Source organism: Pseudomonas sp. KH_050, from assembly GCF_057838875.1.
Window position 1 is genome coordinate 5,624,945 of the sequence record NZ_CM174478.1, and the last position, 13,828, is coordinate 5,638,772.

At 56.1% G+C, this 13,828-nt stretch carries 9 protein-coding genes and 1 pseudogene; 6 read left to right on the forward strand and 4 right to left on the reverse strand.

From position 1 onward, the window contains the following. Positions 1–261 precede the first annotated feature (261 nt). Entirely contained in the window at positions 262–4,212 is a 3,951-nt protein-coding gene (locus AC3IUA_RS25860) for a M10 family metallopeptidase C-terminal domain-containing protein (RefSeq protein WP_489357674.1), read from the forward strand. 332 nt (positions 4,213–4,544) lie between these two features. Next, a complete protein-coding gene (locus AC3IUA_RS25865) occupies positions 4,545–4,835 on the forward strand; it encodes a hypothetical protein (protein WP_489357675.1) in 291 nt (96 codons plus the stop codon). A 108-nt stretch (positions 4,836–4,943) separates the two neighbouring features. Here the strand turns inward: AC3IUA_RS25865 and AC3IUA_RS25870 are convergent, their stop codons facing one another. Next, entirely contained in the window at positions 4,944–6,290 is a 1,347-nt protein-coding gene (locus AC3IUA_RS25870) for an MFS transporter (RefSeq protein WP_489357676.1), read from the reverse strand. Positions 6,291–6,633: 343 nt separating this feature from the next. Between AC3IUA_RS25870 and AC3IUA_RS25875 the strand changes: the two genes are divergently transcribed. Continuing rightward, positions 6,634–7,593, forward strand: a complete 960-nt coding sequence (locus tag AC3IUA_RS25875; RefSeq protein WP_489357677.1) for a LysR family transcriptional regulator — start codon at positions 6,634–6,636, stop codon at positions 7,591–7,593. Between the two features lie 291 nt (positions 7,594–7,884). Here AC3IUA_RS25875 and AC3IUA_RS25880 read toward each other — a convergent pair whose 3' ends face one another. After that, the gene (locus AC3IUA_RS25880) at positions 7,885–8,376 is read right to left on the reverse strand and encodes a hypothetical protein (RefSeq protein ID WP_489357678.1); all 492 of its coding nucleotides are present in this window, start codon (positions 8,374–8,376) and stop codon (positions 7,885–7,887) included. 173 nt (positions 8,377–8,549) lie between these two features. Between AC3IUA_RS25880 and AC3IUA_RS25885 the strand changes: the two genes are divergently transcribed. Beyond that, positions 8,550–9,029, forward strand: a complete 480-nt coding sequence (locus AC3IUA_RS25885; RefSeq protein ID WP_489357679.1) for an anti-virulence regulator CigR family protein — start codon at positions 8,550–8,552, stop codon at positions 9,027–9,029. 396 nt (positions 9,030–9,425) lie between these two features. Further along, a pseudogene (locus AC3IUA_RS25890) lies at positions 9,426–9,623 on the forward strand (DUF6124 family protein); the annotation flags it as partial. Positions 9,624–9,769: 146 nt separating this feature from the next. Here AC3IUA_RS25890 and AC3IUA_RS25895 read toward each other — a convergent pair. Both AC3IUA_RS25895 and AC3IUA_RS25900 read right to left on the reverse strand, forming a co-directional pair. Next, positions 9,770–10,294 (reverse strand): hypothetical protein, encoded by a 525-nt coding sequence (locus tag AC3IUA_RS25895; RefSeq protein ID WP_489357680.1) that lies wholly within the window; start codon positions 10,292–10,294, stop codon positions 9,770–9,772. Between the two features lie 39 nt (positions 10,295–10,333). Next, complete coding sequence (locus AC3IUA_RS25900; protein ID WP_489357681.1) at positions 10,334–11,512, reverse strand: PDDEXK-like family protein; 1,179 nt, start codon at positions 11,510–11,512, stop codon at positions 10,334–10,336. A 198-nt stretch (positions 11,513–11,710) separates the two neighbouring features. Here AC3IUA_RS25900 and AC3IUA_RS25905 point away from each other — a divergent pair, with 198 nt between their 5' ends. After that, positions 11,711–13,672 carry an alkaline phosphatase D family protein gene (locus tag AC3IUA_RS25905; protein ID WP_489357682.1) on the forward strand — a complete coding sequence of 654 codons (1,962 nt, stop codon included), beginning with the start codon at positions 11,711–11,713 and terminating at the stop codon, positions 13,670–13,672. Positions 13,673–13,828: the final 156 nt, after the last annotated feature.

Here is a 13,828-nt window from a genome sequence, read left to right on the forward strand (position 1 = left end):
ATTCTTAGCCCTTTCACAGCCGCTTTCAGCCCCTGCAACGAACAACCCATCGCCCATATTTTGAACATGGAAGCCCTAATGAGCGTAAAAAACCTAGTTTTCATGACAGGCCCATGGCCTCTGACCTGTATCGCCGAAGCGCCCTTAAAAAGCTTGAGGAAAGCGGACTGATTTATTGACCGCACCCAGCACTTACCAAATAAATAAATCTGTCCCTTATTCCCCTCTACTCAGAAGATCCAACAGCAAGGAGCATCGGCAATGGCATTGAATTATACGGACGCATCAGGAAACACCTGGGCTGTCGATAACGACGGCGATGTGATTCAGGCTACAAAGTCAGGGCACTACAGTGATACCTTGGACAATAGCTCCATAAGCCTTTATATCGGCGGATCAACTTCATCTACCTACTTGCCATGGGCCGTCGCCAGTGTTTCAGCCAATACGCAGACAGTCACTGCGACAGATTCTGCCTCTGGTATTTCCATCACACGTAATACCTATATCGGCGATGGTTTTGTCCGCACGCTGGAAGTTGTAAAAAATACCGGAAGTACCGCACAGTCAGTCAGTCTTCAGCTGACGGACAATATTTATTATGATTCCAGCACTGTTATTACAGCCACCAGCAGCGGTGACACCGTACGCACTACCGCTGATGACTGGTTTGCCGTCGGCAGCCGCGATTACACCATCTCTCCCAATCTTGTCCATGTGGTTTCGGGGGGTGTAGGCTCGCCAAGCGCCACGAGCCAGAACTACGGCGATGTTGATCAACCCCAGAGCGCCTACAACCTGACGCTTGCTGCGGGTGAGACCAAAGTTGTCATGCATTTCTATGCTCTGGCGACCGATGCGGCTGGAGCACAGGTGATCGGTAGTTCGCTCGCAGGGCTGACTAGCAGCACCTATTTGGCTGGCATGAGTCCGGCCGAACTGAGTGGTCTTGTCAATTTCACCCAGGATATTTCCAGCGGCGTGACCACAACACTTGCTGCGCATCAGGCCAACCTCACACTGACCGGAACTTCCGCCATTAATGGTACCGGCAATGGGCGCGACAATATAATTACCGGCAACAATGCAGCTAACACGCTCAGTGGCAATGACGGTAACGACACCCTTATCGGTGGGGCTGGCAACGACACTTTGATCGGCGGTAATGGCAATGACACCCTTGATGGTGGAACGGCTAACGACCAGATGAGTGGCGGTATCGGCAATGATCTCTATGTCGTCGATACGGTTAGCGACAAGGTCACCGAGAATGCCAATGAAGGCGTCGATACCGTCAAGAGCAGTATCAACTTCAGCATTGCCTCTTTGCTTAATGTCGAAAACATTACGCTGACCGGCACGGCCCAGAACGCTACCGGTAACGTCAACGCCAATACATTGATCGGCAATGCTTCAAACAATGCGCTGATCGGTGGTGATGGCAACGACACCCTCAAAGGTGAGGGCGGCGTCGATACACTGAATGGCGGCAACGGTAACGATGTCTATGTCGTCGATACCACGACCGATACCATCACTGATACGGCCGGTACGGACCGCATCGAGTCCTCGGTAACGCTCAGTCTGGCCGCTTATGCAGCCATCGAGAACCTGACGCTGACCGGGACCGCCGCCATCAATGGCACCGGTAACAGCCTCGCAAACACCATCACGGGTAATGCCGCAGCCAACACCCTTGATGGTGGTGCGGGAGCAGACAAGATGATCGGGGGTGCCGGCAACGACACCTATGTGGTGCGTGATAGTGGAGATGCCATCACCGAAACCAGTACCGGCGGTACCGACAAAGTCATCAGCTATCAGAACTACACGCTTGGCTCCACTCTGGAAAACCTGACACTGGCCGGTACCGCGGTAACCGGTACGGGCAACGCTGGCAACAATTCGCTCGTGGGCAATGCCAGCAATAATACCCTGAGCGGTCTGGCCGGCAACGATACCCTGAATGGTGGCAACGGGACTGACACCCTGAACGGAGGCGATGGCAACGACCTCTACATCGTCGACACCAATACCGATGTCATCACCGACTCTTCAGGTGTTGATACCGTTCAGAGCACGGCCAGCTTTTCGCTCGCCACCCGCACGACCATCGAGAATCTGACATTGGTCGGCACCGGAGCCATGAGCGCTACCGGCAACTCACTGAACAACCTGATCTCGGCCAACGTTGGCAACAGTGTTATCAATGGGGGCAGCGGCAACGATACCGTCAGTTATGCCAGCGCCACTGCGGGTGTCACGGTAGCGGTCACTGGCGCCAGCCAGATTACTGGCGGGTCGGGTACTGACACTCTGAGCAACATTGAAAACCTCTCAGGGAGCAAATTCAGTGACAGCCTTACCGGTGACGGCAATGCCAATACCCTGCGTGGCGGCGATGGCAATGACAACCTCATTGGCGGTGCAGGCAGTGACCAGCTCTACGGAGATGCGGGCAATGATCGTCTGACAGACTCGATCGGCGATGACACGCTGAGCGGTGGCGCAGGCAACGATACCTACGTGGTTGCCGGCACCACTGGCTCTATCCTGGTTGAAGACTCGACCGGTATCGACACGCTGGACGCATCGGGCGCTACTGGCGGTGTGACCATCGATCTCACGCCTGGTAGCACCAGCAACATCAATGGACGGATGGTGACGCTTTCCTCCGGAGGCACGGTAGACGCACCACTCGACGTGCTCTTCCTCCAGGACGCCTCCGGATCGTTTGGCGACGACGTTGCTAAAGTGAAGACGCTAGTGCCCCAGGTGGTATCCGCCCTGTCCTCGGTTCAGGCTGACAACCGTTTCGGCCTGGCCTCCTTCATTGACAAGGGCGAATACGTCTATCGCACTGATCTGGCGATGACCGCCAATCAGACCAGTCTGGTCAACGCACTCAATGCGCTGACCATCGGCAGTGGCGGCGACGCCCCGGAGTCGCAAATTGAAGCGCTGATGCAGGCCGCCATTCGCCAGTCCGAACTGGGTTTTCGCTCCGAATCCTTCCGGGTGGCGGTAGTGATGACTGATGCTGACTATCACAAGGCAGGCGACTCGTCTTACCCCGCCAATGACGGTGATGCGCTGCTGGAGCTCGAAGACTACCCGACGGTTGAACTGCTCAAGACCAAGCTGTTGGCCAGTGGAATAGTGCCGGTTTTCGCAGTCACCGCAGGCAACGAATCCTATTACAACGACCTTGTCGATCAGCTTGGCTTCGGAACCGTCGTGACGCTGGCGGCAGACAGTTCCAATCTGGTTGATGCCTTGACTGACGGCATGACCCAGATTACCGAGGCACGGATCGAGAACGCCATAGGCAGCCTCTACAACGATACCCTGATCGGTAACGGCCTGGACAATCGCCTGGAAGGCAAGGCTGGCAACGATACCTACTACGTTCAGAATACTGGGGACGTCGTGGTGGAAGCAGCCCTGGGCGGAACCGATCTGGTCATCAGTTCAGGAAGCTATGGGCTATCGGACAACGTTGAAAACCTGACGCTTTCCGGTAGCGCAAATATCGACGCTACGGGCAACGCCCTGAACAACCAGCTCGCCGGCAATAGCGGTGCCAACGTCATTTCCGGCGGCGCGGGTGCGGACAGGATGCTGGGTGGTCGTGGCAACGATACTTACGTCGTTGATAATGCCGGCGATCAGGTGATCGAGTACTCCGGCGCCGGCACCGACACCATCAAGACCTCGGTCGGTTTTGAGCTGAGCGCCAATGTCGAGCATCTGATCCTGACGGGTACGGCGGCCATCAATGGCACCGGCAATACCCTGGGCAATACACTGACCGGCAACGCCGTTGCCAACGTGCTCAATGGCGGTGCAGGCATCGACACGCTTATCGGTGGTGAAGGCAACGATACATTGATCGGTGGTGCCGGCAACGACACATTCGACTTCAACTCGCTGTTGGAGATGGGGACGACCAGTGCGAGCAGTGACGTCATCACTGACTTCATCCGCGGGCAGGACATAATCGACCTGGGGACGCTGGATGCCAAAACGAGCACTGGCTACACCAACGACGCCTTCTCGTTCATCGGCAGTACTACTGCCTTTACCGGAGCCGGGCAGCTGAGGTTGCAGGACAGTGTGCTGTACGGCAACACCGATATTGACAGCGAAGCCGAGTTCGCCATCAAGCTCACAGGCGTCACTACCCTGGTGGCGACAGACTTCATACTCTGATCTACCGCTACAGGCTGTATCTACCTTGCGTTACCAGAACCCTGACAAGCCTTGGTGCTTGTCGGGGTTTTCTTTTGTAGGCGATCCATCGTCTACGAGATAACCAGACAAGCCCTCGCCCCTTCACGCCCAGAGCCAGTCCATCAAGCCGGCTGAAGATCTGACGCTTCGACCCGACTTGGCATGACAGGCAAAAATCGGCCCGCAGCTGCCGGTGGTCGTTGCATGTCGCTTGTCGCTGGCGTTTGGCTAAGCTCAATAAATCGGGGCGAACTGAAACCTGAGTGATAGCGGCCATGGCACCAAGACCGTAACTCTCAAAGGAGACGAATATGTACGCGGTTATAAGAACCTACCTGGGTGCTGGAGCAAAGCAGCTTTTCGATGTTCTGGAAAAGCAAAACGCCGACGTCGAAGCGACCCTGCGCAAAGTGCCTGGCCTCGTAAGCTACACACTGCTAAATACGGGTGATGGCGGTACATCGGTGACTGTTTGCACGGACAAGGCTGGCACCGATGAGAGCTCGAAAGTCGCGCGCGACTGGATTCAGAAGAACGCCTCGAATATCCAGGCGAAACCGCCGATCATTACGGAAGGTCCGGTCATTGTGCAGATCAATTAGCGTGTCCTGCTGATCTCTCACGACGGTGTCCTGGGGAGGCAAAAAAATAGCCGAAGCCCCTGAAGGCTTCGACTGCTTTTAAAGGCTTGCTCGATAATTCGAGAGTGCCTAGGTATTACTCGCAATCCCGTCTGCACGGCCCAGGTTTACCTGCGGTTGACCCTTCGTCGCGCGCAACGTCCAGAGCAGATAGACCCCCACCAGCCCCGCCGCCGACAGTGACAACATCCCGGCACGGGGATCGATGAACCAGACCTCCATATTGGCTTTGAGCATCGGCGCAACGAAGCCACCGATATTTCCCATGGAACCAATCAGAGCAATACCGCCTGCAGCGGCGACCCCTCCCAGGTAACTGGTCGGCAGTGTCCAGAACAGCGGTTGAACGGTCACGAAACCGGCGGCTGCAAAGCAGAAAGCCAGCAATACCGGAGCAAAGCTATTGAGCAATGCCGAGGCGGCAATACCCAGCGCAGCCATGCCCAGCATGCACATCGCCATCTTCAGGTGCGCCCCATGCCGGTCGGCATAGCGTGTCACAAAATACATGGCGACGGCGGCGCACAGCCATGGCAACGAAATGAACATGCCTACCTTGAAACCGACGGTGGTACCCAGCAGCTCGGCGATTCGCGTCGGCAGATAAAAGATGACCCCGTACACACTGACCTGAACGCTGAAGTAGATCAGGATGAACTTCAGCACTCGCTTGTTGCGGACCAGATCCATCAGGCTCTTCGGTCCATGGGTCAGTTTGAGCTTGTCTTCAGCCTTGAGCTCCTGGCTCAGGGCGGCCTTCTCCTCACGGGTCAGCCAGTTGGCGTCCTCAGGCTTACTCTTGAGATAGAACAGCGCAATGATCCCAACGATGACAGCGGCCAGGCCTTCCACCAGGAACATCCATTGCCAGTTGGTCAGGTCGAACATGCCATGCATTTCCAGTAACCAACCCGACAACGGGCTGCCTACCATCAAGGCCAATGGCAGGCCGAAATAGTAGATCCCGATGGCCTGACCGCGACGTTGGGCCGGGAACCAGTAGGTCAGGTACAGGATGACACCCGGAGAAAAGCCCGCTTCGGCCACGCCGAGCAGAAAGCGCAGCACATAAAAGGTCGTTTCATCCCGCGTGAACATCATGGCCGCAGACACCAGCCCCCAGGTGATCATGATCCGGCTAAGCCAGACCCTCGCCCCGACCCGGTGCAACATGAGGTTGCTGGGGACTTCGAAGATTGCATAACCAATGAAGAAAATGCCGGCCCCCAGGGCGAAGGCTGCATTGCTCAAGCCGATATCGGTTTGCAGCGCCGCCTTGGCGAAGCCGACGTTGGAGCGATCAATCATTGCCAGGGCGAACATCAAGGCGAGGAAAGGCAACAGCTTCCATCGACACTTGGCGATCGCGCTCTCAATAGCTGCCGCGTGGTCCGATCTTGTTGATTTTTTGGTCATCATTTGCGCCTTATTATTAGATGTCCAGCGACCACTGTTTTCTATCGACCAAGAACTTCTGGCAGGCCAATCAGTGGCGAGATTTGCCTGTCACCGGACCGCGAGCGGCCAGGTTGTCAATCACTGCACGCAGGCGAACGTGAAATCAGGCACTGCGGTTTTACAGGTTAACCGTGGTGCATGATTTACGACTGCTTCGCAGTCGAACGCAGGCTTCACCAGCTGCTACGGGGGAAGTCACTCACTGACGACCGGGGCAAAACTAGTGGATCTGATTGATAAATCCCAATGACATATATTCAGCGTTTGATATCGTTCCGTTATCAACCAGCGTGAGCGCCTCATGGAAAATCGCGATATTTCATACGCCAGCGTCAGCAAGTGGCTCAAGATCAAGCACCTGACGTTGATCGATACGCTGGCCAAGACCCGCAACATGCACACCACCGCCGACCTGATGAATCTGACCCAGCCAGCCATCAGCAAGATGTTGCGCGATATCGAGCTGTTGCTGGGTTTCGCTTTGTTCGAACGGCAAACCCGCAGCATGGCGTTGACCGAACTTGGCGAGTTCGTGGCCCGCTATGCCCGGATAACACTGGACGACACACAATCATTCGTCGATCAGCTCAACAAACTGCGCAAAGGCGGGCATGGTCATTTGAAGGTCGGCGCGATTTTCGCGGCGACCTCGTTCGTGCTGCCCGAGGCGATCACCAGGATCAAGCTGGACCGGCCGATGCTGTCCATCGAAGTGATCGAACAAACCAGTGATCAACTGCTGGAAATGCTCGAGCATAAAAAGCTCGACTTGATCATTGCGCGCTTCACCGATGAACGTTTCCAGCAACCGTTCGAGTTTCGTGCGCTAGGGCCTGAGCCCTTCTGTCTGGTGGCCAACAGTCGCCACCCCCTCCTGCAGTTCGACGAGGTGGCGACCGATCAACTCAGCGATTGGCCGTGGGTCATGTATCCCTTCAACACCCCTATACGTCGACGGATGGAACGTGCCTTCGCCGAGTTCAATATGGACACGCCCACCAACACGGTCGAGACCATCTCGATGCCGACTTTCCTGCAACTGCTGCAATCGGGACCGATACTCGCCCTGTTGCCCGAGTCCATGGTCCAGTCGCAGGTCCAGAGCGGATTGCTGAAAGTACTCAACACGCCGTTCAAGGTAGAACCTCAGGACTACGGCATCATCACCCGCAAGGACGAACCGCTGACCGAAGCCGCCCGGGAGTTTGCCGATACCTTGCTTGAGTTCGCCAGGCTGCGGCGCGAATCTGGCGACCGTTGAGGCACAGCGCTGGATACTTTCGCACGAACCGTGTCAGCGTCACGCCAGCACAGCCCAAGGGGGAAAATGGCCATGCGAAATGGCAGGAAAAGCCTGCTTCGTGCCCTCCGCAGACTTGTTCCGAAGGTAAGAACGGGACGCCCGAACCCAATACCTGTGGCGAGGGGGCTTACCCCCGCCGGGTTGCGAAGCACCCCCAAAACCAGCCACCGCGAGTCTTCAGATACAACGCGGCGGCCTATAGCTTTCCATTAACTGACCGGCATTGGCACCGGCCAGTCAACCCAACCGTCAGCGGTCGTTCTTGATGCTTGACGCGCCAGCGTTACGCAGGCCCTTGGTATTGTGATCGCCTGGCGTGGTGCGAGAGATCGCAGTCGCCTTGCTCAACCCGCGGGTATCTCTGTCATGTGCCACCGAAGAAGTCACCGAACCATGACCATTGTCGTCATTGCGCGTACTGCCGTAATGGTTGCCGCTGTCGCCTCGATCCCGGACGGCTTTCCCGGCATGGTCGCTACTGAGCCCCTTGCCAATGCCATTCCCGGCCGAGCCACCGGAATGACCAGCACCACCGCCATGGCCGCCACCGTGCCCGCCGCCATTGCCACCACCGTGGCCACCACCACCACCACCACCACCACCACCACCACCACCACCACCGTTGCCGTTGCCGGCCTGAGCAGAGGAGATGAGCGATAGCTCACTTGGCAGCATGGTTGTCCCCGCCAGCATCAGGGCGCAAACAGCAACAACCATCAAATTTTTCTTTTTTATGAACATGATGCCTCCCGGCGATTGGATTTCACCCTCATCAGACATGGACTTTGAATTTAGGTTCTTTCCCCCAACACAAAGGTTTCACGGTATTACATCCTGCCTCCACAGGAACTTAGGGCTTAGCCATAATCTAATGGCATGTGGGGCACGCCCCCTCCTCCAGAGGTTTCTACGCTATGTCGAATATTCGTCTGTTAGTCGCCACGTTCACCGCCGCGGCATTGCTCGCCGGTTCACCCGCGCTGCTTGCCGACCCAGGCAACGGCAAAGGTAACCCGCATGCCAACCAGGGCCAGCAAGGCAATAGCGGCAACAAGGGCAACCCGAACGGCGGCAACGCCAAACAGGGGCAAGGAAAGCAGGGTGATAGCGGCTGGGATCGTGGCCCGAGCATCGACGTGGGCGGCATCCGGGTGATCTTTGGCGATAATCGACAATACTGGGGCAATGCCCAGCCGCTTCCGCCCGGCATTCAAAAAAACCTCGCGCGCGGCAAACCGCTGCCACCCGGCATTGCCAAAAAGCTCGATGGCCGGCTGGTTGGACGCCTGCCCCACTATGACGGATACGAATGGCTCCAGGCCGGTACCGACGTGATCCTGGTCGCCGTCGCGACGGGCATCATCTACGAAGTCCTGCACGACATACTTCACTGACAGAGCGCAGCCCTATGGCAACACCTCGCGTAGGAGCTGCCGCAGGCTGCGATCTTTTGATCTTAAAAAACCACCCCGCATCACCCGCACCCACTGACTACACCAACTTGCGCCACTGCCTACAAATCCCCCAGAATCCCCCCGCTTGTGCGCCTTGCCCCACGCCACTAAGGTTCTCCTGTCGCTGCCCATCAGCGATCGGGTTTAGTAGCCCGTGGTTATCTAGCAAGGTGCAACAGCTCCATTCAGTCAGGTATTCCTATCCCTGCACTTAATGGCGGCTGTGCGCAGGGCGCCCTTGGGCGCGCCGGTTGCTAGGTCCCCGGTCTACTAACCTGCGTACAGCTGCCACCCTTCCGTTTAGTAGCGAGATGGTTGCAGCGCCACTAAAAGGGCCTGCGCCAATGTTCAAAAGTAACCCCCAATCCACCCGAAACCCCAAACGTTTCCCCCTACGAAACCCTCGATCCAAAAAAACTCCACGAAGCCGCCTACCGCGCCCTCGATTACTACCTGCCCCCACCACCATCGACCAAGCCGCGCTCCAGCGACCAGCGTCCAAACCAATTCTTCACCGTCGCCCCAGACATCAACCCGAAGGATGCAAGATTTCGTGGAAAAACGGGGGGACAAACCACGATTATAAGACGGGTCAATTGTTAGTTAGCTAAAAACGTCCCCGTTCCGTCCGATTTCTCCTCTAATTATTAATCGTCACGTAGCAGCTTCATGACTGGGGGTTAGCTAACTTTCTTTAATTTCTTGCTGATGGATGGATCTTGGTGACTACTTAGAGCCCATAGCACCGCTCCAAGCTCATCTATGGAGGATGCTTCAGACACTATCTTTGAAAACTCACTGTAGGTGATTGCCCCGTACGGCAGCCATTGTGCAGATGGATTAAATGATTGGATAGCATTGAGATTCTTAAGCGTTCGGCTTGGGTCATATTCTTTTCCTAACGCATTATCTTTGCTTTTGTAAAAGTGAACAACGACAAATAGAGTTTTATCTCGCTCACCATCGAACAATCCATTGATCAAGGCATACTGCCCAGCAAGCAGTTTTGCATAGTTACCAGAATCAACTTCCAAAAGCACTAATCGACCATCCGACATGCTCAATGAGTCGTCAACTGAAATATAGACACTTTTACTATGCCCCGCCAGAGTGGCTTTAAATGACCGCTTCCCCTTTAAGCACTCAGCACCGAACTTATTATTCAAGAGCGTTCTAAACAGACGCTCATTGTCTCCTGCAGGCATTGCTAAATTCTCCTTATTAATTAAACTACCTACTGTTTTTTACATATCAGTCGCTAGCGCTTCATTAATTTCCCTGACATACCCTGTCACTAGACCAAGGGCCACATTGATATCGTCTTCCGTGAGTTCATTTCCCTTGGCTCGAATCCTTCGCCCTTCGTCCAGGTCCTGCCTCGCGGTTACGTACCGGTAGCCCGGCCAATGGCGTGCGTCTTTCTCCGAAATCGGTAGAGGACAATCGGCATCCAGACTTTCCGAGTCTACATCGAGAATGAAGGGAAACACGGCGAACCATGTGTGCTTGTAGATCTTGATCCATACGCCCTCCGGCCAATCTTCCAGGCGAATATCGAGTTCGCAAAACACCACTTCCTTATCGTGGTCTCTGGCGGGGTAGTGTTTGATTTGAAACCTTGACGAATCTGCACGGAAAACCGGATCCGTAGACAACCGCTCGACAATAGATAAAAACATACGTTCGACTTTTCGTTTAATGCAAAACCGGTACTGATCCACCATCAACTTGTAAGCGTCCTCGTGCTTATCGAAGAGCTGCCAACACTGTTCACTGATTTGGGCATTTCCAGTCATGTATCTCTCGATATGGTTAACGAATTGGTCAACGAAGACGGCCGCGGCTGGAGTCAATCCGGGAGATGTCTTGCACGTATGAAGCATGCCGGCGATCTCTGTGTACCCCATGCAGTAAACAGGCACGGGATGCTCGATGTCAGCGGTTTTTGGCTTACGCCCGCTTCGAGTCAGAAAAACCAGAGCCTGACGATAACCACTGAAGCGTGTGCTTAGCGTTTCCTGGTAACGAGCGATCTGATCTTTCTGCTCCCCTGCCAGCACCTTGTTCTCGATGCCAATGACCAACTGACATGCAGGAAACGCAATCACAAGGTCAATGAACTCGAGCTCTCGGTAAACCATGGATTGGGTGTTCGGTTCTGTAGCCCTCAGAAGGGTCGCGCCATCGAGACGGGCTCCCGAAAATACCACGGCGTCGGGCCGCGCCAATGCAGTCAACAATGCATTAAGAAACTTGGGGCCTAAACCATGACGGGCCTGCTTGTTCAGGAAGGAGGCGAGAACTCTTGAATGTACGAGTTCGCTGCTTCTTACCCCCATGGTTTTGAAAGGATCGAATGCATCGGTGTAACCGATGAGAGCAGAGAAATCGGGAGATGCCGCAAGGGCTTCGACGTCATGCATGGTGATCTTGATCCGTAAGATGCTGCGATAGAGGCACAATAACATCACCTTTACCCGTATTGCGGAGCCATGCACCCGTACACATCAAGAAAAAATACTGATTACGACTAATGCACGCTTTAAGGCCACACAACAAAACCCCACCCCACCTGCGGTATGATCCCCGGCTCTGTTTTACGCCAAGAGCCTTGAACCTGGATGTCTGTCACCTCCCCGCTACCCGAATCCCCCGCCCCATTACCTGCCGTTCTCGCCGGCCCGCTCCTGCGACGCCTGGAGCCGACGCGTCTGGTGCTATGGGTAGTGGGGTCGAGGGCGCTGGACTTGACACTGCGTCTACGATTCGTCGAGGGCAGTGGTTCGGAAACGACTCTCGATTTCTCGCTCGATGCCCAACAGTGCCAGGTAGTACCAATCGGCTTGCATGGCTTTATCCACCTGATCGATCTACACCTGGACCGCGCCCTACCCTGCGACCAGTCGATTCAGTACGACCTGTTGATCATCGAAGCAGACGGCCAACAATCGGGCATCGCCGACTGGGCCCCACATCTGCTCTACGGTGATGCGCATTGTCCCGACTTCGTCCTGCAGAGCCGTATCAAGCAGTTGCTCCACGGCTCCTGCCGTAAACCCCATCATTACGCCGACGAGGGTCTGCTTTGCGTCGATCGGCTGCTGGCCGCGGCGCATGCGCCTGAGCAGCGTCCAGCCTTGTTGATGATGAGTGGCGATCAGGTTTACGCGGATGATGTGTCGGGGCCGATGCTGCGGGCGATTCATGCGTTGATCGAGCGCCTTGGGTTGTTCGAAGAGTACCTGGACGGCGCGGTGGTCGAGGACAGTGCCAGGCTCTACGGGCATCCGGCCAGTTACTACCATCGTGCCGATCTGCTGCCGGCGCTGGAAAGTAATGAGACCCTGCGCGAGCGGTTTTTCGGTGGGGTGAAGAAGCCGATTTTCACCAGCAGTACCGCCGACAACCACTTGGTGACCTTCTCTGAAGTCATGGCGATGTATCTGCTGGTCTGGTCGCCGGTGCCCTGGACGCTGATCGATCCGCAGCCACCGGTGCTCGCTGTCGCAGAGCGGGCTCGTTATGCCGGCGAACAAACGCGGATCGATGCTTTCAAGGCGGGTCTGGGCGGTGTTTCGCGGGTGTTCGCGCATCTGTCGTGCCTGATGATTTTTGACGACCATGACATTACCGATGACTGGAACCTCAGCGCCCAATGGGAAGAGACGGCTTACGGCCATCCGTTTTCCAAGCGCATCATCGGCAATGCGCTGATGGCTTACATGCTCTGCCAGGGCTGGGGCAACAACCCCGATGTGTTCGTCGCACTGCTGGAGAAAACCCGCGCGCTGAGTGCCGAGGCCCTTGGCCGGGACCGGCATCTGGACAGTGTCGATCAGGACAGCCTGATCGATGATTTGCTGCGTTTTCAGAGCTGGCAATATGTGTTGCCGACCACTCCGGCGCTGGTGGTGCTCGATACCCGAACCCGGCGCTGGCGCAGTGAGTTCAACCTGAAGCAGCCGTCGGGTCTGCTCGACTGGGAAGCCCTCAGCGAGCTGCAACAGGAACTGCTGGATCACCCTTCGGCGATCATCGTTTCGCCGGCGCCGATCTTCGGCGTCAAGCTGATCGAGACGGTGCAGCGGGTGTTCAGCTGGTTCGGTTTCCCGCTGTTGGTCGATGCGGAAAACTGGATGGCCCATCGTGGCGCGGCGCAGGTGATCCTGAATATCTTCCGCCACTCACGCACGCCGGGGAATTACGTGATTCTGTCCGGGGATGTGCATTACTCCTTTGTCTATGAAGTGCTGATCCGCCACCGCAAGGGCGGCCCGCGTATCTGGCAGATCACCAGCAGCGGCATCAAGAACGAGTTTCCGCCGAAACTGCTGGAATGGTTCGACCGGCTCAATCGCTGGCTGTACTCGCCGCGCTCGCCGCTGAACTGGTTGACCAAACGTCGACGGATGCAGGTGATTCCGCATATCCCCGAGCATGCTGAGGCGGGTGAGCGGCTATGGAACTCGGCGGGGATTGGTCAGGTGTTTTTCAACCAACAAGGGCAACCGCAGGCTATTTATCAACACAATGCCAATGGCTCACCACCTACGCGGTTGGTTGGGCCTGAGGAGCCGCGCTAAGCCGCGGCCACAGAGTAAGAAGACTGAGACCGGGGTGTGATTGGGTTGATGCCGGTCAGTCAGGGCCGGCTGGCCGCTAAAAGATCGCAGCCTGCGGCAGCTCCTACACCAATCCCATGCACCCGCAAATAATCCGCTGTACACAAACCCCGTAGG